Below are 23,439 nucleotides of genomic sequence, written 5' to 3' on the forward strand. Positions count from 1 at the left end.
GCCTATCGCAGCAGGTTGGTCTTCGCCAGTTCCACCAGTTCGTCCGCGCGGCCGTTCATGACCGCCTTCAGCGCCCACAGGCTGAAACCCTTGACCTGCTCGGCCTTCAGCGCGGGCGGCATCGCCAGTTCCTGCGTGTTGGTCACCACGTCGAGCAGCGCGGGGCCATCGTGCGCCAGCATCATCGCCACGGCCTCGGGCAGCAGCAGCGGGTCTTCCACGCGCTGGGCGTGCACGCCCACGGCGCGCGCCATGGCCGCGAAATCGGGATTCTGCAGCGACGTGCCGGTCTCCAGCAGGCCGGACGCCTTCATCTCCAGCGCCACGAAGCCCAGCACGCTGTTGTTGAAGATCACCACCTTTACCGGCAGCCCCTGCTGCACCAGCGTCAGGAAATCGCCCATCAGCATCGCAAAGCCGCCGTCGCCAGACAGGCTTATCACCTGCCGGTCCGGAAACGCGGCCTGCGCGCCGATGGCTTGCGGCAGCGCGTTGGCCATCGAGCCATGGGCCAGCGACCCGATCAGCCGCCGCCGGCCGTTCATGCGCAGGTAGCGCGCGGCCCAGATCGTCGGCGTGCCAACGTCGAACGTGAAGACGGCATCCTCGTCGGCCTGCTCGCTGAGCAGCCGCGCCAGGTATTGCGGATGGATGGGCTTGCGGCCGCTGTCGCCGGTGGCCAGGTCGTCAAGCTGCTGGCGGGCCTCGCGGTAGTGGCGCACGCTGGCGTCCAGGTGGGCGGTGTCGGCCTGCGGCGCCAGGCGCGGCTGCAGCGCGTCGAGCGTGGCGGCCACGTCACCCACCAGGCCCAGGTCCAGCCGCGTGCGGCGGCCCAGGTTCTCGGGCCGCACGTCCACCTGCACCACGCGGGCGTCGGTGGGGTAGAACTGCCGGTAGGGAAAGTCGGTGCCGAGCATGACCAGCGTGTCGCAGTTCTGCATCGCGTGGTAGCCGGAGCTGAAGCCGATCAGGCCGGTCATGCCGACGTCGTACGGGTTGTCGTACTCGATGTACTCCTTGCCGCCCAGCGCGTGGACGACCGGCGCCTTCAGCGTCTCGGCCAGCCGCACCACCTGGTCGTGCGCGCCGGCGCAGCCGCGCCCGCACAGCAGCGTCGTGCGGCGGCTGTCGCGCAGCAGGTGCGCCAGCGCGTCGAGCGACGCGGCGTCAGGCACCACCACGGGCGCCGGCAGCGCCATCGACGCCGGTGCCGACAGCGCGGCCGTGGCCGCGCGCAGCGCCACGTCGCCCGGAATCACGATCACGGCCACGCCGCGGCGGCCCACGGCGGTGCGGATGGCCGTTTCCAGCACGCCCGGCAACTGCTCCACGCTGCTCACCAGTTCGCAGTAGTGGCTGCATTCGCGGAACAGTTGCTCGGGGTGGGTTTCCTGGAAGTAGTTGCGGCCGATCTCGGCGCTGGGAATGTGGGCGGCGATGGCCAGCACCGGCACGCGCGAGCGGTGGCAGTCGAACAGCCCGTTGATCAGGTGCAGGTTGCCCGGCCCGCAGCTGCCGGCGCAGACCGCCAGTTCGCCGGTCAGGTGCGCCTCGGCGCCGGCCGCGAACGCTGCCGTTTCCTCGTGCCGCGTGTGGATCCAGTCGATGTCGCCGCGCCGGCGCAGCGATTCGGTCAGCCCGTTGAGGCTGTCGCCGACGACGCCGTAGATGCGGCGGACGCCCACGCCATGTAGCACCGAGGTAATCAGGTCGGCTGCGTTCTCCGTGGCCATGCTGTGCTCCTTGTCCGGTTGGGGATGCCTGTGGGATTCGCGCGGCGGCGAAAGATTCCACAGGCTACGCCGCGCCGGCGGGCACGGGTTCCGCCCCGGCGCGCGGCGTTCCGGATTCGCACGGCGTGGCTAGCCGGGCCCGCGCAGCGCGTGCTCGATGCAGGCAATGATCTCGGTGTCGTGGAACGGCTTGGTCAGGAAGCAGGTGGCGCCGGCGTCGCGGGCGCGCTGGGCGTAGCCGTCCCACACGAACGCGGTCATGAAGATCACGGGCATGCGGTGGTCGCCGGCCCGCAGTGCGTTGCAGAGCGCAAAGCCGTTCATCGCGGGCATCTGGACGTCGGTGATCACGCAGTCGATGCCGGCCAGCGACGGGGACGCCAGCAGCCCGGGCCCGCCGTCGTACAGCTCGGCGGCCATGTCCAGCGAGCGCACCAGCCGCCCCATGGCTTGCCGGACGGAAGCGTCGTCGTCGACGATGGCGATCACGGGGGTGGCAGTCAATCAGGTTCCTCTGTAGTGGGGCGACGCGCGGCACCGCCAGCCCCGCAGCATAATCGCGCCCGGACGCGGCCCATATCATACGGTGGTATTGTCAGCGCCCCGCCGACACGGCGCGCCGCCGATACCAACGTATCAGTGACGCGCCGAGCGTGCACCGGGATCAGAAGTTGTGCCGCATGCCCAGCGCGAAGGTTTGCGGGTCGGCCCCGGCGCCCACCCCCAGCTCGTTGATGGCGAAGTCGTAGACCGCGTTGCGCCGGTTCTGGATGCGGCTGTAGTACGCAAACAGCGCCGTGCGCCGGGACAGCGGGTAGTCGTAGCCCACCGTGAACTGCGTGGCGCCGGTTTCCGCGCCGCTGCGGAAGAAGCCGACCGTATCGGTCGACGACCCCGTGCCGTTGGCCGCCAGCGCAAAGCCCACCCGCAGGCTGCCCGGCCCAAGCTGCTGCACCAGCGACGCGTAGTAGCCGTTGCGCTGCAGGTCGCCGCTGTCGGTGCGGTAGTGCAGGTGCTCGTACAGCGCCGAGATCCGCGTGCCCTTGAAGAGCTGGTACGCCACGCCCACCTTCAGCGCGTCGTCGTTGCGGCCGGCCGCCTGGTAATGCTGGTGGATCTCGTACGCCACGGTCGCGTTCAGCGGGCCCTTGTTGTAGACCACCGCGGCCGAGTACAGCGCGGGGTTGCGCGCCACCGTGGTCTTTTCCTCGGGCAGCCCCCAGCCCAGCCACACGCTGACGCCGGCAAGCTGCGGCGAGCGGTACTGCACGATGTTCTTCTGGCGCCGGTCGAACGAACTGGTGTCCTGCACGTTGTCGGAGGTCGACGTGGACCCGTTGCCGATCAGCGCCATGTAGCCGGCCGTCGTCGGGTAGTACGGGTCGTACGCCATGGTCGACTCGGTGTACGGCGTGTGCCAGTGGCCCATGAACAGCAGCCCGTAGTCGCCCTGCAGCCCGATCCGGGAATTGCGCGTGGCAATGCCGCCCTGGCCGTTGTCGACCGACAGGTTGCTCTCGATCTGCCAGAGCGCCTTCAGCGAGCCGCCCAGTTCCTCCTCGCCGCGCAGGCCCCATACCGAGCGGTTGTTGGTCTGCCGCACCACGCTGCCCAGCGACGTGCCGTCGGTGGCCGCGCTGGCCCGCGAGTATTCGATGGCGGTGTTCAGGCGGCCGTAGACGGTGACGGTGCCGGCCAGCGCGGGCGTCGAGGCCAGGCTGGCCGCGGCCAGCGCGAGGGGTACGCCGACGCGCCCGCGCGTGGATGCTTCAGTGCGTCGACGCATCGCCCGCCTTCTTGTCGTTGGCTGCCACCAGCGGACCCGGCGTGCCGGTGATCTTCGGCACGCACTCGGCGTGGAACCATGCCACGCTGACCGGCTCGCCGGCGATCATGCGCTTGATGGGCGGCACGACCTGCTCGCCGATCAGCATGCCCAGCAGGCCCAGCAGCGCCACGGCGGGGGGCGCGGGCGAGCGCACCTGCAGCAGGGCGTAGATGACGCCGACCAGCACGCCGGCGCCCAGGGAAACAAGGTAGATCTTCATGGTTGGTTCTCGCTATGTCGGAAAAGGGTCAGCGCGATGCCGGCGGCAGCCCCACGCCCAGCAGGTGGCGCACGCGCGGCGGCTCGCTGGCGACGTGGAAGCCGGCCACGTCGCGCTGCAGGTCGGCGTCGGCGTTGGGCACGCGGCGGTGCTGGCGCAGGTGTTCGGCCCACGACTCCACCAGGAACCACTCGGTCAGCAGCTCGGGGTTGGCCGGGTCCTCCATCACGCCCCAGCTGAACGCGCCGTCGCGCAGCCGTTCTTCAGACAGCCGGTGCACGGCGCGCAGGAAGGCGTCGCGGTTGGCGGCCGGAATGCAGTACTCGATCAGGATCATCACCGGGCCGCGGTCGTGGCCGATGGCGTCGGCCATCTCGGGCTCGGGCCAGTGGCGGGCCGGACCCAGGTCTTCCTCGCCACGCGGCAGGCGGATGCGGTGCAGCAGCAGCGCGGCCACCACCAGCCCGCCCGCCGCGATCAGCAGCGCGTGCGGCGTGCCCATGGCCTGCGCGACAAAGCCCCACAGCAGGCTGCCGCCGGCCAGCGCGCCGTTGAAGACCATCTGATAGACGGCCAGCGCACGGCCCCGCACCCAGTTCGGCAGGATGGCCTGCGCGGCGCCGCCCAGCGTGGTCAGCGCCAGAATCCACGCCGCACCCAGCACCAGCAGCAGCGGCAGCGCCAGCCAGACCGGCGGGGCGAACGACAGCCCGGCCATGACCGCCGCCGTGGCGATGGCCGATGCCAGCACCACGCCGTCGCCATCGAGCCGCTTCTGCAGCATCGGCATCGTCAGCGCGCCAACGATGGCCCCGGCGCCCACGGCGCCCAGCAGCACCCCGTACAGGCCGGCGCCGCCGTGCAGCAGTTGCTTGGCCACCAGGGGCAGCAGCGCCCAGACGCTGCTGCCGAACGCGAAATGCACGGCCGCGCGCAGCAGCACGTTATGGAGCTTGCCGTGCGCCCGCGTGAAGCGCAGGCCGGCACGGAAGGCGCTGAAGAAATGCTCGCGCAGCGGGTCGGTCGGCTGCGCCGGCCGCTTCCACCAGATCAGCGCGGCAATCACGAACACGTAGCTGAGCAGGTCCACGCCATAGGTGGCCGCCGCGCCGAACGCGGCCAGCAGCAGGCCGCCCGTGGCCGGCCCGATGGCACGGGCGATATTCACGCCCAGCGCGTTCAGCGCCACGGCCTGCCGCAGCGTGCTGGGCGGCACCAGTTCGGGAACGATCGACTGCCATGTCGGGCCCATCATCGCCGCGCCGATGCCGCCGGCAAACGCCAGCGCGATCAGGATCTCGATGGTCAGGCCGTCCTGCCATGCCAGGAACGCCAGCGTACCGCTGACGGCGGCCAGCGCTACCTGGATCACGATCAGGAATCGGCGGCGGTCCAGGATGTCGGACAGCACGCCGGCCGGAATCGCCAGCAGGAAGACTGGCAGCGTGGCCGCGGCCTGGATGGTCGCCACGGCGGCGGGCGACGTCGACAGGTCGGTAGCCAGCCACGCGCTGGCCACGTCGCGCATGAAGCTGCCGATGTTGCCCAGGATGGTGGCCGCCCAAAGCACGGCGAAGGTCGGCTGCGCCAGCGGCGCGAACGAGCCGGCGGGTTTGGCGGAGGTAGCGGCCTCCGTCATGGCCGGCTCCGCAGGTCGTGCCAGGCCACCAGCAGGAAGCCGCCAACGAGGCCCAGGTGCTCGAAGAACGCATTCATCAGCATGAACTGCGCTTCGGGCGGCGCGCTCCAGAACCGGTTGGCCATGAACGTGGCCGCCAGCGTGAAGGCCGCCAGCGCCAGCGCGCCAAGCCAGCGATACACGCCCAGCAGGATCATGGCCGGCGCGGCCAGCTCCAGCGCAATGGTCGCCGCCGCCAGCGGCACGGCAGGCGCCAGCCCGAAGTGCTGCATCTCGGCCACGGCACCGGGGAAATCGAACAGCTTGACGAGCCCGCCCTGCAGATAGGCCGCGCAAAGCAGCAGCAGGGCAATCCAGCGCAACCAGCCCGTGCTGGCGCCGGCTGCCGTCGGCGATGAGGAAGAAACTTGCATGGCGGGTCTCCGGAAAAGAAAAACGGGTTGGGGGTGGGGCGGGTTGCGGGGGTCAGCATGTGAGACGCTGGCCCTCACCCCCGGCCCCTCTCCCGCCATGCGGGAGAGGGGAGACAACAATGGGTGATCGCAGCTTGGCGGTTTCAATACACCGCCGGGTCTGCTCCCCTCTCCCGCGCGCGGGAGAGGGGCTGGGGGTGAGGGCAAGCGGTGCAAATTGCCGATACCAGCACCGCGAGCCACCGGCCCTCTCCCCCGACCCCTCTCCCGCCGTGCGGGGGAGGGGAGACAACAATCGGTTGGTCAAGCTCAGGTGTTGTCAAACACGCTGGGCCTGCTCCCCTCTCCCGCACGCGGGAGAGGGGCTGGGGGTGAGGGCAAGCGGTGCAAATTGCCGATACCAGCACCGCGAGCCGCCAGCCCTCTCCCCCGACCCCTCTCCCGCCGTGCGGAAGAGGGGAGACAACAATCGGTCGGTCAAGCTCAGCGCTTGTCAAACCAACATCCAGCCTCAGAACGCCCAGCAAGAACACCCGAGCGCGCCCCAGAAGCTGCTTTCGTCCGATGTCGGTACGCTCGACGTCCACGCCTTGGCGTGCGCGTGGCCGTGGACGCCGCACGAGCTGGCGCAGCCGCAGGCGGTGTTCATCGCGAGCTGCCTGGCCTGGGCGGTCGGGCGCGGCTGGTACTGGCTGCCGTGGCGGGCGGGAGACCAGTCGGGCATGGCCGGCGGGATGTCGGGCGAGTGCTTGCCGAACTCGTTGTCGCCGTAGACCACCTTGCCGCCCAGCACGGTCATGACCGACGTGATGTCCTGGATGTCGTCGCCGGGCACGCTGAAGTAGTCGGCGGACAGCACGGCCAGGTCGGCGAGCTGGCCGGCCTTGATCTGGCCCTTCTTGCCTTCCTCGGACGAGAACCACGTGTTGGCCTCGGTCCACAGCCGCAGCGCGGTCTCGCGGTCCAGCAGGTTGGCTTGCGGATACATCGACATGCCGCCGACGGTCTTGCCGGTGGTCAGCCAGTACAGCGACACCCACGGGTTGTACGACGCCACGCGCGTCGCGTCGGTGCCGGCGCCCACCTTCACGCCCTTTTCCAGCATCTTCTTGATCGGCGGCGTGGCTTCGGCCGCCTTGGCGCCGTAGCGCTCGACGAAGTATTCGCCCTGGTAGGCCATGCGGTGCTGCACGGCGATGCCGCCGCCCAGTGCCGCGATGCGGTCGATGTTGCGGTCGGAGATCGTCTCGGCGTGGTCGAAGAACCAGTTCAGGCCGTTGAACGGCACGTCCTTGGCCACCTTCTCGTAGACGTTCAGCGCGCGGGTGATGGTCTCGTCGTAGGTTGCGTGCAGGCGCCACGGCCAGCGCTTTTCGGCCAGCAGGCGGATCACGGGCTCCAGGTCGGCCTCCATCGACGGCAGCATGTCCGGGCGCTCGACGCGGAAGTCCTCGAAGTCGGCGGCCGTGTAGACCAGCATCTCGCCGGCGCCGTTGTGGCGGTACAGGTCGTCGCCCTGGCCCGGCTTGACCGTGGACGTCCAGGTCTTGAAGTCGGCCAGTTCCTCCTTGGGTTTCTGCGTGAACAGGTTGTACGCCAGGCGCACCGTGAGCTGGCCGTCCTTGTGCAGCTCCTCAATGATGTTGTAGTCCTCGGGGTAGTTCTGGTACCCGCCGCCGGCGTCGATCACGCCGGTCACGCCCAGCCGGTTCACCTCGCGCATGAAATGGCGCGTGGAGTTCTTCTGGTACTCCGGCGGCAGCTTCGGGCCCTTCGCCAGCGTGGCGTAGAGGATGGTGGCGTTGGGCTTGGCCAGCAGCAGCCCGGTGGGGTTGCCGCGGGCGTCGCGGATGATCTCGCCGCCCGGCGGGTTCGGCGTGTCCTTGTTGTAGCCCACGGCGCGCAGCGCGGCGCCGTTCAGGATGGCGCGGTCGTACAGGTGCAGGATGAACACGGGCGTGTCCGGCGCCACGGCGTTCAGTTCCTCGATGGTCGGCAGGCGCTTCTCGACGAACTGGTGCTCGGTGAAGCCGCCCACCACGCGCACCCACTGCGGGGCCGGCGTGCGGGCTACCTGGTCCTTGAGCATGCGCATGGCGTCGGCCAGCGAGCGCACGCCGTCCCAGCGCAGCTCCATGTTGTAGTTCAGGCCACCGCGGATGATGTGCATGTGGCTGTCGATCAGCCCGGGAATGGCCCGCCGGCCGTTCAGGTCGATGACCCGGGTGCCGGCCGCGGCCAGCTTCATGACCTCGTCGCGGGTGCCCACGGCGAGGAAGCGGCCGTCCTGGATGGCCACGGCGTCGGCCTGGGGGTTGGCCCGGTCCAGGGTGGCAAACTTGCCGTTGACGAGGATGAGGTCGGGTGTCGGGTTTGGCGACATGGCGAAAAGCTCCGAAGAGGCGGCCGCGCCGAGGGCGGCGGCCGAGGCGATGAATTGCCGGCGGGTCACTGACATGGCTGCGGCGCTCAGGCGTTCAGGAAGGCCAGCAGGTCTGCATTGACCTGGTCGGCGTTGATCACGCACATGCCGTGCGACGCACCCGGGTACACCTTCAGCGTGGCGTTCTTGACGATCTTGGCCGACAGCTTGCCCGCATTGTCGATCGGCACGATCTGGTCGTCGTCACCGTGCAGGATCAGCGTGGGCACGTCGATCTTCTTCAGGTCGGCCGTGTAGTCCACTTCCGAGAACTCCTTGATGCACAGGTACTGGCCCAGGATGCCGCCAGCCATGCCCTGCGCCCAGAAGGCGTCGATGGTGCCCTGCGAGACCTTGGCGTTCGGACGGTTGAAGCCGAAGAACGGCGTGGCCAGGTCCTTGTAGAACTGCGAGCGGTTCTCGGCCACGCCCTTGCGGATGTTGTCGAACACTTCGAGCGGCAGGCCGTTCGGGTAGGCGGCGCTCTTGGCCATCGTCGGCGGCACGGCGCCGATCAGCACGGCCTTGGCCACGCGGCGGGTGCCGTGGCGGCCGATGTAGCGCGCCACTTCGCCGCCGCCGGTGGAATGGCCCACCAGCGTGGCGCCCTTGATGTCCAGCGCGTCCAGCACGGCGGCCAGGTCGTCGGCGTAGGTGTTCATGTCGTTGCCCTGCGCCGGCTGGTCCGAGCGGCCATGGCCGCGACGGTCATGGGCGATCACGCGGAAGCCCTTCTGCACCAGGAACAGCATCTGGGCGTCCCAGGCGTCGGCATCGAGCGGCCAGCCGTGCGAGAACACCACCGGGCGGCCCGAGCCCCAGTCCTTGTAGAAGATGCGCGTGCCGTCCCGGGTCGTCACGTAGCTGCCCTGCTTGCCCGGGCGGCCGGCGGCGGGCGCGGCCTCGGCGGCGGCGGGGGCCAGCGCGGCCATCGATGCCACCGACGCGGCGGCGGCACCCACGGTGCTGCCAACCAGCAGCTTGCGGCGCGAGGCGTCCGGTTGTTCGGCGGAAGGCTGGGGGGCGAGGTTCGACATGAGACTTCTCCTGGCTAAAGGTGTATTCAGTTTGTTTGATTTGGTGATCCCGCCGGCGCTGGCCGGGTTCGCCGTCTGGCGCTGCGATGGATGGAACTTTAGCGGGGTGGATGCGCTGTTCGCGGCACCCGTCCTGCATGAGTTCATCAAAAAAATTGAAGCGCCGTTGGGCGCGCGCACGGCGCAACCCGCCGCAAGACTAGACGCGGCGTGCGCGGGCAACCATTGGCTGATCGTATTAGCCGGGGGTGGCCGTGGCCGGCGGGTGGCGGCACGGCGCTGTCCATGGCGCGCAACGGCCGCGCGGCGGCCCTACGCACTTGGTATTAGTCGGGCGGATGCGGTGCGGGCGGGCGGCGCGATGCGCGTTGTCCACTCATCAATTGGTATGGGTGGCGCAGCCGCGGGGGCTGTGCTGAAATGCGGGGCGGACCGGGGCGGCCATCGCTGGCCCGCCCGCCGCGCATCCCGCCATCCATCCGCAATCCGCCCACAGGGCACCTTGGAGAGTCCCGTCGTGACATCGCAGAACGCAGACCCGGCCGGCCCCGGCGACAACGCCGACGCGCTGGTGCTGGTGGTGGACGACGACGCCATGCTGCGGGCCGCGCTGGGCAACCTGTTCCGCTCCGTGGGCATGCGCGTGGCGCTGTTTGGCTCGGCGGCCGAGCTGCTGGAATTTCCGCTGCCGGACACGCCGTGCTGCCTGGTGCTGGACGTGCGGCTGCGCGGCCCGAGCGGGCTGGACCTGCAGGGCCGGCTGGCGCAGATGGGCGTGCGCATCCCCATCATCTTCATGACGGGCCACGGCGACATCGCGATGACGGTCACGGCGATGAAGGCCGGGGCCGAGGACTTCATGGCCAAGCCGTTGCGCGAGCAGGACCTGCTCGATGCGGTGTCCGCCGCGCTGCAGAAGGACCGGCACCGCCGCCGCGGGCTGCGCCGGCTGCAGGACATCCGCGCGCACTACGCCACGCTGACGCCGCGCGAGGCCGAGGTCATGGGCAAGGCCGTCTCGGGGCTGCTGAACAAGCAGATTGCCAGCGAGATCGGCATCAGCGAGGTCACCGTCAAGATCCATCGCGGCCAGGCCATGCGCAAGATGCACGCGCGCACGTTTGCCGACCTGGTGCTGATGGCGCAGCAGATCGGGCTATGCCAGGCAGACCAGTAGCCCGCCCGCTTCGTATCCCAATGTATCCGCAGGCCGCCAGGCCACAGTGGCTGACAAGACCGCCGCGCGCCGGATATCCCGCCGATACACGGCGGCCCTGAAATGGGGGCTCCACCACATACCGTACCAAGGAGCCCGCCATGAAACCGATTCGCCTGATGACCGCCGCGCTGCTGATGCTGGGCGCGGGGCTGCAACTGTCCGCCGCGCACGCCCAGGCGCCCGGCATCCATCGCACCGATCTTGTGCAGCAGCCGATCTCGGTGCCCGGCCACCAGACCGTGCAGGTGCGCGTGGATTTCGACCCGGGCGCGTTTGCCCCGGCGCACACGCACCCGGGCGAGGAGATTGCCTACGTGGTGGAAGGCTCGCTGGAATACCGGCTCGAAGGCCGCCCGCCGGTCACGCTGAAGGCTGGCGAGTCGCTGTTCATTCCCGATGGCGTCGCGCATTCGGCGCGCAACGTGGGCACCGGCAAGGCGTCGGAGCTGGCCACCTACATCGTCAAGACCGGGGCGCCGCTGGTGGTGCTGAAGAAGTAACGGGCCGGGGCGCCGCGCGCCTCAGCCGAACTTGCGGGCGGCGTCCAGCGCCAGGCCCGAGCCGATGCCGCCGAACAGGTCGCCTTCCACGCGCCGCGCGGCCGGCAGCAGCCGCGCCAGCTGCTCGCGCAGCATCGGCACGCTGCTGGAGCCGCCCGTGAACAGGATCGTGTCGACGCTGTCGGCGGCCACGCCGGCCGTCTTCAGCATGCCCTGCACGGTGCTGGCCGTCCTGGCCACGAGCTTGTCGATGGACCGGTCGAAGTCGTCGCGCGTGATGTCCAGCGTGGTGTCCGGCGCGATGCGGCCCAGGTCCAGCGTGGTGCGCGGGTCGGCCGACAGCGCGATCTTGGCCGCCTCCACCTGGATGGCCAGCCAGTGGCCGGCGCGGTCCTTGATCAGCCGGATCAGGCGGTCGAGCTTCTCGGTCTCGGCCGCGTCGCGGTAGTTGTCCATCACGATGGCCCACGCCTTGCGCGTGTAGACCAGGTTGATCGTGTGCCAGCTGGCCAGGTCGAAGTACTGGCCCGACGGCATCGCCTTGCCGTTGCGCAGCTGGCTGTTCAGCCCCAACAGCGGCATCACGCTCGCCAGGCTCAGCGCGCGGTCGAAATCGGTGCCGCCGATGTGCACGCCGCCATTGGCCAGGATGTCCTCGCGGCGGTCCAGTTTCTTCGCGCGCTCCGGCGACAGCCGCACCAGCGAGAAGTCCGACGTGCCGCCGCCGATATCGGCCACCAGCACCAGTTCCTCGCCACCGATGCCGGCCTCGTAGTCGAACGCCGCGGCAATCGGCTCGTACTGGAACGCGATGTCCCGAAAGCCCGCGTCGCGCGCGATCTCGGCCAGCGTGTCCTCGGCCAGCTGGTCGGCCTGGGCGTCCTCGTCGATGAAATGCACCGGCCGGCCCAGCACCGCCGCATGGAATTCGCGGCCGGCGGCGCGCTCGGCGCGGCCCTTCAGCTCGCCGATGAAATGCGCCAGCAGCTTGCGGAACGGCATGGCCTGGCCCATCACCTCGGTGCTGTCGTCCATCATCGACGTGCCGAGCAGGCTCTTGATGGACCGCATCATGCGGCCCTCGTAGCCGGCCAGGTAGTCGGCCAGCGCGGCGCGGCCGTAGCTGACCAGCGGGTCTTCGGCGTGGAAGAAGAGCACGGAGGGCAGCGTGGCCTTGCCGTCTTCCAGCGGCAGCAGCGTGGGCGCACCGGGGCGCAGCCAGCCGACGGTGGAATTGGACGTGCCGAAGTCGACGCCGCAAGCGTTGGAGATCATGGACATACAGGGATTCAGGGGGCAGCGGAGACGCGCGCGGCGCGGGTGTCGGGTGGCCGTGCGCGGGTGGCTATTGTAGGGGTTTTCCCCGCGGGGCGTCGGTCATCGGGGATCACCCCATGCGGGTTTGTGCCAACTGTTCGCCACCCCGGGGTTGCAGTCTACTGAAGGTGCAGGTTGCAGTGTGACCGGCCGATGCGACACCACCGGCTGGCCGTTTGGAAAACCGACTGGAGACAATACCATGGTGACCAAGCAGGACGAGACACGCATTTTCCGCGAACTGGTGGCGCTGGCCGCGCTGGAGACACTCGGCGGCGCCATCGCGCTGGGGCTGGCATTCAACGTGCTGACGTTCAACCTGCTCCGCTGACGCCACGCACGCCAAGGGGCCGCCACGACGGCCCCTTTTGCATGCCCGTCGGCGGCCGCTGACCGCTCATGCCAGCGCGGCCGGCGGCACGGGCGCGGGCGCTTCGCGCGTGCGCAGCCACGCCAGCAGGTCTGCCTCGGGCATCGGCCGCGCCAGCAGGTAGCCCTGCATCGTGTGGCAGCCGATGTCGATCAGCGCCTGGCGGTCGGCCTCGTGCTCCACGCCCTCGGCCACCACCTCGAAGCCGAACGAGCGGCCCAGGTTCAGCACCGCGCGCATCAGGTCCTGGCTGCGCGCGGAGCCCGCGATGCCGGTGATGAAGCTGCGATCCACCTTCACGCAGGCCGCGCCAAGCTGGCGCAGCGCGCCCAGCCCCGAATAGCCCACGCCAAAGTCGTCCAGCGCGATGGCTACGCCGGCGCGCGCCATGTTGGCGAGCTTGCCCTGCACGGCCACCACGTCCAGCGCCACTTCCTCGGTGATTTCCACGGTCAGCAGGCCCGGTTCGAGCTTGCATGACTCCAGCGTGGACAGCAGCAGACGGTCGACGTCCACCTGCGCCATCTCGCGCGGCGAGAGATTGATCGCGATTGGAATGCGCCGGCCGCCCTCGGCGTGCAGCGCCGTGGAGAGCCGGCAGATCTTGGACAGCGTAGCGCGCAGCAGCGCCTCGGACAGGCCCGACGCCGCCGCCACCGACACCAGCTCGGGCGGCGGCACCCAGCCGTGCCGCGCGTGCATCCAGCGGATCAGCGCCTCCAGGCTGCGCACCTGCGTGCCGCCATCGCCAAAGATCGGCTGGAACCAGACTTCGAGCGTGTCGTCGGCCAGCGCGCGGGGCAGGTCGCGCTCGATGTCGCGCTGCATCTGCAGGTGGCGGTGCAGCTCGTCGTCGAACACGTAATGGCTGTTGCGGCCGATGCGCTTGGCCGCGTAGAGCGCGGCATCGGCAAACAGCAGCATGTCGTCCAGGCTGATATCGGGGCCCCGGCAGATGCCCACGCTGACGCCGACCTGGCAGAACTCGTAGCCCTCCAGCGGGCGGCGCACCGCCGCGATCAGCCGCGCGGCCAGCGCCGACGGGCAATCGCTGGCGTCGAACGGGTCGTAGAGCATCATGAACTCGTCGCCGCCCATGCGCCCGACCAGCATGTTCGGCCCGCCCACGGCCTCCAGCCGCCGCGCCACCTCGCGCAGCACGCCGTCGCCGGCCTTGTGGCCAAAGGCGTCGTTGATCAGCTTGAAGCCGTCCAGGTCCAGCAGCAGCAGGCAGTGGCGGCCAGACAGGCCGTTGGCAAAGCGCTTGTTGGCGCGGTCGAAGAAGCCGCTGCGGCTGAGCAGGCCGGTGAGCGGGTCCAGGCTGGCCAGCGTCCACATCTCGTCGGCGCGGTTCACGGCGTCGTCGTGGGCAATGCGCAGCGCGTCCTGCAGTGCCGTGGCCTCGTTCTTGAGCTGGATCGACTGCCGGATCTGCCGTTCGCTCTCCAGCGTGCAGCGCACCAGCGCGGCCAGGTACAGCACGGTCGTGCCGGCCAGCCAGTACTTGTCGAAGTTGCCGAACCAGACCAGGCACGCGGCGGCCGACAGCAGCGGCGGCGTGATGAAGCAGAGCGGAATCCGCGCGTAGGCAAAGCCGTGCGTGACCGCGCCGGCCGTGATGCCACAGACCACGGTGAGATAGAACAGCGACTGGGCCGACGTGTAGCCGTCGCAGAGCAGCGGAATGGCGGCCCAGGTCAGGCCGGACAGCAGCGCCAGCGTGCAGTGCAGGCGCAGGTGGCGGTCGACGGTGCGGGGCAGCCGCGCGTCGTCGTGGCCCAGCCCGGCGGGCACGCGCGACACCGGCAACCCGCACAGCCGGATGCGCAGCGTGTTCCAGACCAGCGACACCAGAAACCAGCCCAGCGCGATGGCGCCGCGCCCCGCGTGCCACGACACGGCCAGCACGCACAGGCCCAGGATGATGTTGATCGGGATCGACAGCCGCACGGTGCGGCGCACCGCCAGCAACTGGTCGTGCCGGGTCAGCCGGGCCTGCGTGGCGTCCAGGGCCGCCACGGTGCCCGCCTCGGCGCGCATGGCGTGGAACGCCTTCCCCCGCGCGCTATGCGTTGTTTTCATCGGTTCATGCTCACCGCCACCCGTCCGGCCACGCCGGCGGGCGGTCTTCCGCGTCCTGAATAGTCCGGTTCCCGCTGCTTGTTCTGATGTGTTCGCTGTGCCGCGCGATCGGTGCCGGCGGCGCCAGGATCAGGAACCGTGGTGCAAGTCCGCCGGGCCGGCATGTCCCCGAAGGCCGGCAGGGCGGAACCGTCGTTCCGTCAGGTTGATGGCTTAACGCATGGTCGTTCGCTTCTTTCGCGTGGGGCGCAGGGGCATGGAAACGGCGAGTATAGGACCAAACAGCGCGAGCCCGCGTGGCGCGCAAGCGTCAGGCGGGCACCGCCGCGCGCGCGTGCGCTTGCCAGAAGGCCAGGAAATCGGCCACCGGCATGGCTTTGCCGAACAGCCACCCCTGGCCGTACTGCACGCCGCGCTGGCGCAGCGCCAGGCGCTGGGCGTCGGTCTCGATGCCCTCGGCCACCATGCGGATGTCCAGCGCGCGCGCCATGCCGATGATGTGCGGCCCCACCGACCGCGACGGCCCGTCGGTGGTGATGGCGCCGACGAACGCCTTGTCGATCTTGAGCCCGTCCACGTCCAGGTCTTCCAGGTAGGCCAGGCTCGAATAGCCGGTGCCGAAGTCGTCGATGTAGATCGGGTGCCCGGCGCGCCGGAACGCGGCGATGGTCTCGCGGCAGGCCGCGTCGTTGGCAAAGCCGCGCTCGGTGACCTCGATCCAGAGCTGCGCCGGGCGGATGCCGGCGCGGCGCAGCGCGGCGTCGATGGCGGGCAGCGTGTCCGGCGCGCGGAAATCGTCGGGCGACAGGTTGATCGACACGTGCAGCGCCGGGTTGGCCGCCATCTGCTCGCCCAGGTCAGCCACCACGGCGTCGATCATGCAGCGCGTGATGGCGTGGATGGCGCCCACTTCCTCGGCCATCGGGATAAAGCGGTCCGGCAGCACGATGGACCCGTCCGGCAGCCGCCAGCGCACCAGCGCCTCGGCGCCCACGCAGCGGCCGTCGTCCAGCGCCATCACGGGCTGGTAGACCGCGAAGAATTCCTTGCGGCGGATGGCGTCCTGCAGCACGTAGCGCGGGCTGCGCAGCCCGCGGCCCCAGCGCAGCATCAGCCAGGTGGCGATGGCGCTGACCGCCAGGCCCAGCGGCAGCCCTACGTAGAGCAGCCGCCGCCAGGTGCCGGCTACCTCGTTGACGGGCTCGTAGGCCACCACCGCGAACGGCAGCCCGCGCGACGCCTTGACGTCAAGGTACTGGCCCTGCCGCACCTGGCCGTCGAGCTGGCTGGCCCAGGCGTGCGCCAGCGTGCCCGGATCGGTACCGTTCCACGACGCCAGCACATGGCCCGTGTGTGCGTCGATCAGGCCCAGCCGGATCTGGGTGTCGAGCGGCACGATGTCGATGAAGAACTGGGCGTCGACCACGGCCACGTGGCGGCCCACGCGGAACTGGACCATGCGCGGCGGCTGGCCGGCGGCATCCACGCGGTAGGCGGCCGCCAATTGCGGCAGCGCCACCCAGGGCCGGCGCTGGCCCTCGATGCTGCGCAGGGCGCCCGGAAACGACGACGACGCGCACAGTAGCTGTTCGTCGTCGAGATAGGTGATCTGGCGGGCGTAGCGGTGCTGGAGATCGGCCTCGCGCATGGCTTCCAGGTGCGCGGGGCTGCAGGGGGCGCCGGCAAAGCGGTCGGCCTGCCGGGCGGCCAGGATGGCGTCGCGCGCCACCACTTCCACGCGCTGGAGCGCGCGCTCGGTGAAGCGGTCCACGCGCTGGCGGAAAAGCTGCTCGGCGAATTCCCGCGACAGCCACGTGGTCAGTGCCACCGGGCCGCAGACGCCCAGCGCCACCACACAGAACATGAAGAGCCAGAGGCGCCGCGTCATGGAGAAGAGCCGTGAACAGTGCGACGCAGGATAGCAGAACGATATCGCTGCCAGATCCGATACTGCCAGGGCAACCAGACGCCGGCGAGGCCGGCCGGGCTGGCTATTTCGTGTCGACCGGGCACGCGCCTGATGCGCACCCTTGCGCGGCCTGCGCGGGCCCGGCCGTGGCGGCCACCGATGCGGCCTCGCGGGCTTCCAGCACCAGCGCGGCGATCTGCGCGCCGAGCGTCAGGTCGGCCACCGACCCGAAATGCTGGTGCCGCAGGTTGCCGGCCGCGTCGATCAGCACCAGCGTCGGCGTGCCGCGCATGGCGTAGGCGCGCATCGTGTGCGGAATGCCGCCGTGGCCGTCGGGCTGGTCCACGCCCACCGGAAACGGAATGCGGTACTCGTGCAGGAATGCGGCCAGCGCTGTCGGCGTCATCGCGTCGTGATGCTCGAACACCGTGTGCAGGCCGATCACGGCCACCTCGGACGCCGCGAACGTCTGGTGGACGCGCAGCGCCTGCGGCAGCCCGTGCGACACGCAGCCGGGGCAGAGCATCTGGAAGGCTTCGAGGACCACCACCTTGCCGCGCAGCGCTTCGAGCGACAGGGGCTGGTCGGTGTTGAACCATTGCTGGAAGGCCCAGGCGGGCGCGGGCTGGAGCAGGGAATCGGTCATGGCGGGAAACTCCGTTGGCATGGCGGGAAGTATGCGGCGGCCCCTGGTGCCCCGGACGGCCGTTCGTCCACGATAGTTACCGATTCGTACAGCGCCCATGGCGCAGGCGACGTATTCGACATTTCACGACGCGCCGAAGCATCGCGCTGCCGTCCGCGGCGATCATGACCATCCCATCAGCAACGTTCCACGCCCATGCAGCCCGCCGATCCCGTCGCCGCCGTCACGCATCCGGACCCGTATCCCTACTACCGCGCGCTGGCCCGCACGCGGCCGTTCCACTTCGACCAGGGCCTGAAGCTCTGGGTGGCCGCTGGCGCCGAGGCCGTGGCGGCCGTGCTGGCGCACCCCGATGCCCGCGTGCGTCCGCCCGGCCAGCCCGTGCCGCCGGCGCTGGCTGGCGGGCCGGCGGGCGACCTGTTCGGCCGGCTGGTGCGGATGAACGACGGGCCGGCGCACGCGGCGCTGAAGCCGGCCATCCTGCGCGGGCTGGCCGGGCTGGACCTCGGGCTGGTGCGCGTGCGCGCGCATGCGCTGGCCGCCGCGCTGCCACGGCTGGGCACCGACGACACCCACGAGGCCATGCAGTGGATGTTCACGCTGCCGGTGCTGACCGTGGCCGACCTGCTGGGCCTGCCGCTGGCGCGCGCCGCCGATGGCCATGTCCTGACGCGGATTGCCGGCTTTGTCACGACGTTCGCCGCCGCCATGTCGCCGCTGGCATCGCCCGCCGATGTGGCTGCCGGCGCCGCCGCCGCGCAATGGCTGACCCGCTGTGTCGCGGACCAAGCCGACCATGCCGACACCGCGCCGCCCGACGGCCTGCTGCCGACGCTGTGGCGCGATGCCGCGCACGTCGAGCCGGCGGCGCGCGTGGCCAACGCCGTCGGCCTGATGATCCAGGCCTGCGAGGCAACGGCCGGGCTGATCGGCAATACGCTGGTCCACCTGGGCCGCGACGCGGCCGGGCGCCCGGTGGAGGACTTCGACGCCATCGACGCGACCGTGGGGCGCGTGGCCGACCTCGACCCGCCGGTGCAGAACACGCGGCGCTTTCTGGCCGCCGATGCCGTCGTCTGTGGCCAGCCGCTGCGGGCCGGCGACGCGGTGCTGGTGCTGCTGGCCGCCGCCGCGCACGATCCGTCGGCGCCGTCGGGCGGCCGGCCGTGGACCTTCGGCGCCGGCCGCCACGGCTGCCCCGGCGACGCACTGGCGCGGGTGCTGGCCGCTTGCACGGTCCAGGCGCTGCTGGCGCGCGGCGTGCAGCCCGCGCGGCTGGCCGCTGGCGTACGCTATCGGCCATCGGTCAACGCGCGCATTCCGCAGTTCACATCCCAACCCTGACACAGGAGCCCCCATGATCGCCGTGATCTTCGAAGTCGAGCCCGCGCCGGGCCGCCAGGACACCTATCTGGACATCGCCGCCCACCTGAAGCCGACGCTGGAAGGCATCGACGGCTTCATCTCGGTGGAGCGCTTCCAGAGCCTGACCACGCCGGGCAAGCTGCTGTCGCTGTCGTTCTTCCGCGACGAGGCGGCGGTGCTGGCGTGGCGCAATACGCTCGATCACCGCCGCGCGCAGGCGGCCGGGCGCGGCGGCGTGTTTGCCAACTACCGGCTGCGCGTGGCCCAGGTGCTGCGCGACTACGGCCTGCACGAGCGCGACGAGGCGCCCGCCGACAGCCGCGCCGCGCACGACGCCGCCACCCGGTAGCGCACGGCGGGCCGGGCGCCGACCCCGGCCTTCCTGACAAGCTGACATATTCGGCCGTTACACTCGTGCATCATCGGGGGTCTACCACGCGGCACCGGGACACGAGGGGCGAGGCGGCATGAGACGGCGCACGGGCGGCACGAAGCTGTGGACAACGTTGAGCAAGCAGGCGGCGCGCAGCGCACGCCAGTTCAGCCGCACGGTCACCCAGACCGTGACCGATCCGATGATGCGCGCGGCCCGCAAGCAGAGCCACGCCGTCAGCAAGGCCGTGGGCGAGGCCGTCGGCAAGGTCACACGCCAGGCCATGACCGGCGTGGTCACGCCGGCGCGCGCCCCGGTCAGCCGCAGCGGCGGCACGTGGGAAGAGGGCCTGTGGGGTTTCAGCGTCGGCCTGGGCCGCATCGGCCCGCGCAAGTACCGCGTGTTCGTGCCGCCCGGCGTGAGCGCGGCGCGGCCGGCCCCGCTGCTGGTGCTGCTGCACGGCTGCGGGCAGGATTCGGCCAGCTTTGCCGCCTGCGCCCGCGTGGCCACCGTGGCGCGCGACGCGCGCTGGGTGGTGCTGATGCCCGAGCAGTCGGTGCAGGCCAACGCCCAGCGCTGCTGGAACTGGTTCCGGCCTGCCGCGCGCGGCGCATCGGAAAGCGCGCTGCTGATGTCCCTGATCGACCATGTCTGCCAGCGCTACGCCATCGTGGCGCATCGCGTCTGCGCGTTCGGCCTGTCGGCCGGCGGGGCCATGGCGATGATGCTGGGCCTGCGCTACCCCGACCGCTTTGCCGCCATCGGCTCGCACTCGGGCGCGGCCCCGTTCAGCGCCATCAATGCCGCCCAGGCCCACAAGGCCATGCGCGGCGAGCGCGGCCCGGACGCCGTGGCCGCCCGGCTGGCGCTGGCGGGCCGCCGCGCGCCGCCGTTGCTGCTGCTGCATGGCGACGAGGACGGCGTGGTGTCCTATGACAACGCCACGTCCACGGCGGCGATGTGGCTCGAACTGCTGCCGCCGGGATCGCCACCGCCCACGGCGCTGCCGGCGCGCCGCGTGCGCCGGGGCACGCGCCGGGCTGTCGACGTATTCGACTGGCAGGCCGGCCCCCGGCCGTACCTGCGCGTGGTGAAGGTGGAAGGGCTGCGCCACGCGTGGAGCGGCGGCGCACCGGGCCAGGCGTTCTCCGACCCGGGCGGACCCGACGCGCTCAAGATCGCGCTGCGGTTTTTCTCGGTGAACGGGCGGCTGCCCGCGTGACCCGCTCAGCCCGCGCCGACCGGTTCGAACACGACGTCGCTGGTCGGGCAGGCCACGCAGGGCAGGATGAAGCCGTCTTCCTTCTCGTCCAGGCTCAGGCCGGGCCAGTCGATCCGGTAGCGCACGCTGCCGGCGTGCAGCCGGCTCATGCAGGCGCGGCACGTGCCGTTGCGGCACGAACTCGGCAGCGGCAGGCCCTCCAGCAGCGCGGCCTCCAGCAGGCTCAGCGACGCCGGCGCGGCAAAGCCGGCCCCGCCTGGCAGCACGCGGGCCGTGAAGGTGCGATCGTCGTCGGTCATGGCGCGTCGTCCTGCTGGGCCGGATACGCGGCGCGGCCGTGCGTGGCGTCGCGCAGCGCGGCCTCGGCCGTATCCCGCATCGCGGCGGGCAGGCGGATCACCAGCGTCGCCAGCGCGCCGTACGCGGTATCGGCCAGCGTGCAGCCGGCATCGGCCATCTGCTCGATCCAGCGCCGCACGCGCGGCTCGTCGGCGTAGTCGACCTGCACCGTCAGCGTGGCATAGGCGATGCGCTCGATCCGCGCCGCGTCCTTGAGCGCCCCGGCGATGGCGTCGGTGTAGGCCCGTACCAGCCCGCCGGCGCCCAGCTTGACCCCGCCGTAGTAGCGCACCACGGCCGCCAGCACGCCGTCGAGGTCGTGGTGGCGCAGCACTTCCAGGATCGGCCGGCCCGCCGTGCCGGACGGCTCGCCGTCGTCGGACATGCCCGACTGGCCGCCGGCCAGCAGCGCCCAGCAGACGTGCGTGGCCGCCGGATGCTCCGCGCGCAGGCCGGCAATCACGGCCATGGCCGCGTCGCGGTCGGGCACGGGCACCGCCAGCGCGATAAAGCGGCTCTTGCGTATCTCGATGTCGGCGTGGACGGGGTGGGCAAGCGTGAAGGTGGGCAAGACAGGGTCGGGACGGGATGCAGGAGGCGAGTGTAGCGCAGCGCGCGACGGGGCCATTCGTGTGACAGCTTGCTGACGGTCAAATGGCGGTCACGAAAACGCCTTACCATCCGGACGGGCCCGCATCCGTCCGATCCCGGTGCGCCGCGCCCGCCTTCCCCGATTCCCCCTTGCCGCCACTGACCGCCATGACCGACCAGACCGTTACCGCCCGTCGCCGCGCCCTGAAGATCCTGGGCGGCGCCCCGATGCTGCCGCTCGGCGCCGCCGCCGCGACCCTGGCGGGCGGCATGACGGCGATGGAGGCCGCGCTGGCCGCCCCGGCGCGCCGCAAGCCGGCCGCGTTCGCATCGGCCACGTTCACGGGCATGGCGGCGCCGTCGCTGGACAATCCGGCGGCCATGGCGACCACCACGGTGGGGTCGTCGCTGACCGTGTCGTACCGCGACGGCACCTCGCAGTCGTACACGCTGGCCTACCAGCCGTTCTTCGTCACCGGCGACATGGTGCCCGACGGGCGCGGCGGCAAGGTGCTGGCCGGTGGCTACTACGACATCCAGAACCGGCCGATCGTCGACGATTCGGTGCCCGGCAAGTCGCGCCAGTTCTATTCCGATGCGCCCGACGGCAGCTCGCTGCTGACGCTGCGCAACGCCCGCGTGCCCGGCGTGCGCGGCAACGCGGTCTTTGCGGTGGTGCAGTTCGAGTACACGTCGCGCAACCAGGCCAACGCCGAGATGCACGGCATGCTGCCGTCGCCGATTGCCGTGCTGACGCTGGACCAGGACCCCCGGACCGGCAGCCTGCGCCTGGTGCGCTATCACAACGTCGATACGTCGGGCGTCAACGGGCTGTGGATCACCTGCGGCGCCAGCCTGTCGCCGTGGAACACCCACCTGTCGAGCGAGGAATACGAGCCCGACGCGGCCAAGGCCGCCACCGACAAGAAGCTGCGCGGCTTCAGCCAGCACCTGTACGGTGATCCGGCGCGCGCCAATCCGTACCACTACGGCCACCTGCCCGAGGTGACGGTCCACCCGGACGGCACCGGGTCCATCCGCAAGCATTACTGCCTGGGCCGCATCTCGCACGAACTGGTGCAGGTGATGCCCGACGAGCGCACCGTGCTGATGGGCGACGACGCCACCAACGGCGGCCTGTTCCTGTTCATCGCCGACCGTCCGCGCGACCTGTCGGCCGGCCGGCTCTACGTGGCCAAGTGGCACCAGACGTCGGGCACGGGCCCCGGCGCGGCCACGCTGACGTGGATCCCGCTGGGCAGCGCCAGCAGCGACGAGATCCGCCGGCTTGTCGATGGCGGCATTCGCATCGCCGACATCATGGACGTGCAGTTCAAGGACCCCGAGGACGCCGGCTATACCCGCATCATGTTCGACGGCAAGCCGAACTGGGTGAAGGTCAAGCCGGGCCAGGAAAAGGCCGCGGCCTTCCTGGAAACGCACCGCTACGCGGCGCTGGCCGGCGGCAGCCTTGGCTTTACCAAGATGGAAGGCACGACGGTCAACATCGCCGACCGCAAGGCGTACTCGGCCATCTCGCGCATCGAGACCAGCATGCTGGCCGGCCACGCCGCCAATGCCGGCGACATCCGCGTGGAAGGGCCGTATTCGGGCGCCGTGTACGAGCTGAACCTGCGCGGCGGGCAGTCGGACCAGGCCGGCAACCGCATCGACAGCGAATGGGTGCCCGTGGACATGGCGCCGGTGCCGGCGCTGGTGTCCGAGGACCTGGGCGGCGGGCCGAAGAAGGCGCAGGACGCGCTCGGCAACTATGCCAACCCGGACAAGGTGGCCACGCCGGACAACCTGAAGTTCTCGGAATCGCTGCGCACGCTGTTCATCGGCGAAGACAGCAACACGCACGTGAACAACTACCTGTGGGCCTACAACGTCGACACGAAGCAGCTATCGCGCCTGATGTCGTGCCCGGCCGGCGCCGAATCCACGGGGCTGCACGCGGTGGACGAGATCCACGGCTGGACCTACATCATGAGCAACTTCCAGCACGCCGGCGACTGGGAAAAGGGCCTGCACGACAAGGTCAAGCCCCGGCTGGAGCCGCTGGTGCAAGCCAACTACCACGGCGGCTTCGGGGCGGCCGTGGGCTACCTGACCGCCACGCCGGCCGCGATCCGGCTCAACCGGCTGAGCCGGCGCGGCTGACCGGTTTGTCCCCCGCGCGGTTTCTGACCGCGCGGGCGTGGCGGGTTTGCT

At 70.6% G+C, this 23,439-nt stretch carries 21 protein-coding genes; 7 read left to right on the forward strand and 14 right to left on the reverse strand.

Features of this window, described 5'->3' with window-relative positions:
- Positions 1 to 2: 2 nt before the first annotated feature.
- The 8 genes from poxB to QTN24_RS19365 all read right to left on the reverse strand — a co-directional run bounded on the left by poxB (position 3) and on the right by QTN24_RS19365 (position 9,292).
- Positions 3 to 1,733 carry a ubiquinone-dependent pyruvate dehydrogenase gene (poxB, locus tag QTN24_RS19330; protein WP_313839073.1) on the reverse strand — a complete coding sequence of 577 codons (1,731 nt, stop codon included), beginning with the start codon at positions 1,731 to 1,733 and terminating at the stop codon, positions 3 to 5.
- Between the two features lie 129 nt (positions 1,734 to 1,862).
- Positions 1,863 to 2,237: a response regulator transcription factor gene (locus QTN24_RS19335; protein ID WP_124685599.1), complete on the reverse strand. Its 375-nt coding sequence runs from the start codon at positions 2,235 to 2,237 to the stop codon at positions 1,863 to 1,865.
- A gap of 160 nt (positions 2,238 to 2,397) precedes the next feature.
- Positions 2,398 to 3,519 (reverse strand): porin, encoded by a 1,122-nt coding sequence (locus QTN24_RS19340; protein WP_313839075.1) that lies wholly within the window; start codon positions 3,517 to 3,519, stop codon positions 2,398 to 2,400.
- The gene (locus QTN24_RS19345; RefSeq protein ID WP_313839077.1) at positions 3,503 to 3,781 is read right to left on the reverse strand and encodes a XapX domain-containing protein; all 279 of its coding nucleotides are present in this window, start codon (positions 3,779 to 3,781) and stop codon (positions 3,503 to 3,505) included. The genes QTN24_RS19340 and QTN24_RS19345 overlap by 17 nt, the downstream gene beginning before the upstream one ends.
- Before the next feature lie 28 nt (positions 3,782 to 3,809).
- Positions 3,810 to 5,420: an MFS transporter gene (locus QTN24_RS19350; RefSeq protein WP_313839079.1), complete on the reverse strand. Its 1,611-nt coding sequence runs from the start codon at positions 5,418 to 5,420 to the stop codon at positions 3,810 to 3,812.
- Positions 5,417 to 5,833, reverse strand: a complete 417-nt coding sequence (locus QTN24_RS19355) for a DoxX family protein (RefSeq protein WP_124685595.1) — start codon at positions 5,831 to 5,833, stop codon at positions 5,417 to 5,419. Before QTN24_RS19355 ends, QTN24_RS19350 begins: the two co-directional genes overlap by 4 nt.
- Before the next feature lie 511 nt (positions 5,834 to 6,344).
- Positions 6,345 to 8,216: an amidohydrolase gene (locus QTN24_RS19360; protein WP_313839081.1), complete on the reverse strand. Its 1,872-nt coding sequence runs from the start codon at positions 8,214 to 8,216 to the stop codon at positions 6,345 to 6,347.
- Positions 8,217 to 8,302: 86 nt separating this feature from the next.
- Positions 8,303 to 9,292, reverse strand: coding sequence for an alpha/beta fold hydrolase (locus tag QTN24_RS19365; RefSeq protein WP_409559054.1), 990 nt, complete (start codon positions 9,290 to 9,292; stop codon positions 8,303 to 8,305).
- Positions 9,293 to 9,809: 517 nt separating this feature from the next.
- Between QTN24_RS19365 and QTN24_RS19370 the strand changes: the two genes are divergently transcribed.
- Both QTN24_RS19370 and QTN24_RS19375 read left to right on the forward strand, forming a co-directional pair.
- Positions 9,810 to 10,469, forward strand: coding sequence for a response regulator transcription factor (locus QTN24_RS19370; protein WP_313839083.1), 660 nt, complete (start codon positions 9,810 to 9,812; stop codon positions 10,467 to 10,469).
- 140 nt (positions 10,470 to 10,609) lie between these two features.
- Positions 10,610 to 11,011, forward strand: a complete 402-nt coding sequence (locus QTN24_RS19375; protein WP_313839085.1) for a cupin domain-containing protein — start codon at positions 10,610 to 10,612, stop codon at positions 11,009 to 11,011.
- Between the two features lie 21 nt (positions 11,012 to 11,032).
- On the opposite strand, the gene QTN24_RS19380 is transcribed toward QTN24_RS19375, so the two are convergent.
- Complete coding sequence (locus tag QTN24_RS19380; protein WP_313839208.1) at positions 11,033 to 12,286, reverse strand: Hsp70 family protein; 1,254 nt, start codon at positions 12,284 to 12,286, stop codon at positions 11,033 to 11,035.
- Between the two features lie 244 nt (positions 12,287 to 12,530).
- Here QTN24_RS19380 and QTN24_RS19385 point away from each other — a divergent pair, with 244 nt between their 5' ends.
- On the forward strand, positions 12,531 to 12,659 hold the full coding sequence (locus QTN24_RS19385) for a hypothetical protein (RefSeq protein ID WP_301337493.1): 129 nt from the start codon (positions 12,531 to 12,533) through the stop codon (positions 12,657 to 12,659).
- Positions 12,660 to 12,725: 66 nt separating this feature from the next.
- Here the strand turns inward: QTN24_RS19385 and QTN24_RS19390 are convergent, their stop codons facing one another.
- The 3 genes from QTN24_RS19390 to QTN24_RS19400 all read right to left on the reverse strand — a co-directional run bounded on the left by QTN24_RS19390 (position 12,726) and on the right by QTN24_RS19400 (position 17,335).
- A complete protein-coding gene (locus QTN24_RS19390) occupies positions 12,726 to 14,780 on the reverse strand; it encodes a putative bifunctional diguanylate cyclase/phosphodiesterase (protein ID WP_313839088.1) in 2,055 nt (684 codons plus the stop codon).
- A 310-nt stretch (positions 14,781 to 15,090) separates the two neighbouring features.
- A complete protein-coding gene (locus tag QTN24_RS19395) occupies positions 15,091 to 16,668 on the reverse strand; it encodes an EAL domain-containing protein (RefSeq protein WP_313839090.1) in 1,578 nt (525 codons plus the stop codon).
- Positions 16,669 to 16,771: 103 nt separating this feature from the next.
- On the reverse strand, positions 16,772 to 17,335 hold the full coding sequence (locus QTN24_RS19400) for a redoxin domain-containing protein (protein WP_313839091.1): 564 nt from the start codon (positions 17,333 to 17,335) through the stop codon (positions 16,772 to 16,774).
- Positions 17,336 to 17,530: 195 nt separating this feature from the next.
- Here QTN24_RS19400 and QTN24_RS19405 point away from each other — a divergent pair, with 195 nt between their 5' ends.
- From QTN24_RS19405 to QTN24_RS19415, 3 genes are all read left to right on the forward strand, one after another.
- Positions 17,531 to 18,679: a cytochrome P450 gene (locus tag QTN24_RS19405; RefSeq protein WP_313839093.1), complete on the forward strand. Its 1,149-nt coding sequence runs from the start codon at positions 17,531 to 17,533 to the stop codon at positions 18,677 to 18,679.
- A 13-nt stretch (positions 18,680 to 18,692) separates the two neighbouring features.
- Complete coding sequence (locus QTN24_RS19410; RefSeq protein ID WP_124685586.1) at positions 18,693 to 19,049, forward strand: antibiotic biosynthesis monooxygenase family protein; 357 nt, start codon at positions 18,693 to 18,695, stop codon at positions 19,047 to 19,049.
- A 118-nt stretch (positions 19,050 to 19,167) separates the two neighbouring features.
- Complete coding sequence (locus QTN24_RS19415; RefSeq protein ID WP_313839095.1) at positions 19,168 to 20,295, forward strand: PHB depolymerase family esterase; 1,128 nt, start codon at positions 19,168 to 19,170, stop codon at positions 20,293 to 20,295.
- Positions 20,296 to 20,300: 5 nt separating this feature from the next.
- Here QTN24_RS19415 and QTN24_RS19420 read toward each other — a convergent pair whose 3' ends face one another.
- Complete coding sequence (locus QTN24_RS19420) at positions 20,301 to 20,594, reverse strand: 2Fe-2S iron-sulfur cluster-binding protein (protein WP_313839097.1); 294 nt, start codon at positions 20,592 to 20,594, stop codon at positions 20,301 to 20,303.
- Positions 20,591 to 21,205, reverse strand: a complete 615-nt coding sequence (locus QTN24_RS19425; protein ID WP_124685583.1) for an IMPACT family protein — start codon at positions 21,203 to 21,205, stop codon at positions 20,591 to 20,593. The genes QTN24_RS19420 and QTN24_RS19425 overlap by 4 nt, the downstream gene beginning before the upstream one ends.
- Positions 21,206 to 21,393: 188 nt before the next feature.
- Here QTN24_RS19425 and QTN24_RS19430 point away from each other — a divergent pair, with 188 nt between their 5' ends.
- Positions 21,394 to 23,388, forward strand: coding sequence for a PhoX family protein (locus tag QTN24_RS19430; protein WP_313839209.1), 1,995 nt, complete (start codon positions 21,394 to 21,396; stop codon positions 23,386 to 23,388).
- The last annotated feature ends 51 nt before the right edge of the window (positions 23,389 to 23,439 follow it).

Origin of the sequence: Cupriavidus sp. SZY C1 (assembly GCF_032190535.1) — a bacterium.
Lineage (GTDB): Bacteria > Pseudomonadota > Gammaproteobacteria > Burkholderiales > Burkholderiaceae > Cupriavidus > Cupriavidus pauculus_C.

What these genes read in the sequence shown, in the direction of transcription:
- poxB (WP_313839073.1), bottom strand. Translation starts at nt 1,733, where the DNA reads ATGGCCACGGAGAACGCAGCCGACCTGATTACCTCGGTGCTACATGGC.
- QTN24_RS19340 (WP_313839075.1), bottom strand. Translation starts at nt 3,519, where the DNA reads ATGCGTCGACGCACTGAAGCATCCACGCGCGGGCGCGTCGGCGTACCC.
- QTN24_RS19345 (WP_313839077.1), bottom strand. Translation starts at nt 3,781, where the DNA reads ATGAAGATCTACCTTGTTTCCCTGGGCGCCGGCGTGCTGGTCGGCGTC.
- QTN24_RS19350 (WP_313839079.1), bottom strand. Translation starts at nt 5,420, where the DNA reads ATGACGGAGGCCGCTACCTCCGCCAAACCCGCCGGCTCGTTCGCGCCG.
- QTN24_RS19355 (WP_124685595.1), bottom strand. Translation starts at nt 5,833, where the DNA reads ATGCAAGTTTCTTCCTCATCGCCGACGGCAGCCGGCGCCAGCACGGGC.
- QTN24_RS19360 (WP_313839081.1), bottom strand. Translation starts at nt 8,216, where the DNA reads ATGTCGCCAAACCCGACACCCGACCTCATCCTCGTCAACGGCAAGTTT.
- QTN24_RS19365 (WP_409559054.1), bottom strand. Translation starts at nt 9,292, where the DNA reads ATGTCGAACCTCGCCCCCCAGCCTTCCGCCGAACAACCGGACGCCTCG.
- QTN24_RS19375 (WP_313839085.1), top strand. Translation starts at nt 10,610, where the DNA reads ATGAAACCGATTCGCCTGATGACCGCCGCGCTGCTGATGCTGGGCGCG.
- QTN24_RS19380 (WP_313839208.1), bottom strand. Translation starts at nt 12,286, where the DNA reads ATGATCTCCAACGCTTGCGGCGTCGACTTCGGCACGTCCAATTCCACC.
- QTN24_RS19385 (WP_301337493.1), top strand. Translation starts at nt 12,531, where the DNA reads ATGGTGACCAAGCAGGACGAGACACGCATTTTCCGCGAACTGGTGGCG.
- QTN24_RS19390 (WP_313839088.1), bottom strand. Translation starts at nt 14,780, where the DNA reads ATGAAAACAACGCATAGCGCGCGGGGGAAGGCGTTCCACGCCATGCGC.
- QTN24_RS19395 (WP_313839090.1), bottom strand. Translation starts at nt 16,668, where the DNA reads ATGACGCGGCGCCTCTGGCTCTTCATGTTCTGTGTGGTGGCGCTGGGC.
- QTN24_RS19400 (WP_313839091.1), bottom strand. Translation starts at nt 17,335, where the DNA reads ATGACCGATTCCCTGCTCCAGCCCGCGCCCGCCTGGGCCTTCCAGCAA.
- QTN24_RS19405 (WP_313839093.1), top strand. Translation starts at nt 17,531, where the DNA reads ATGCAGCCCGCCGATCCCGTCGCCGCCGTCACGCATCCGGACCCGTAT.
- QTN24_RS19410 (WP_124685586.1), top strand. Translation starts at nt 18,693, where the DNA reads ATGATCGCCGTGATCTTCGAAGTCGAGCCCGCGCCGGGCCGCCAGGAC.
- QTN24_RS19415 (WP_313839095.1), top strand. Translation starts at nt 19,168, where the DNA reads ATGAGACGGCGCACGGGCGGCACGAAGCTGTGGACAACGTTGAGCAAG.
- QTN24_RS19420 (WP_313839097.1), bottom strand. Translation starts at nt 20,594, where the DNA reads ATGACCGACGACGATCGCACCTTCACGGCCCGCGTGCTGCCAGGCGGG.
- QTN24_RS19430 (WP_313839209.1), top strand. Translation starts at nt 21,394, where the DNA reads ATGACCGACCAGACCGTTACCGCCCGTCGCCGCGCCCTGAAGATCCTG.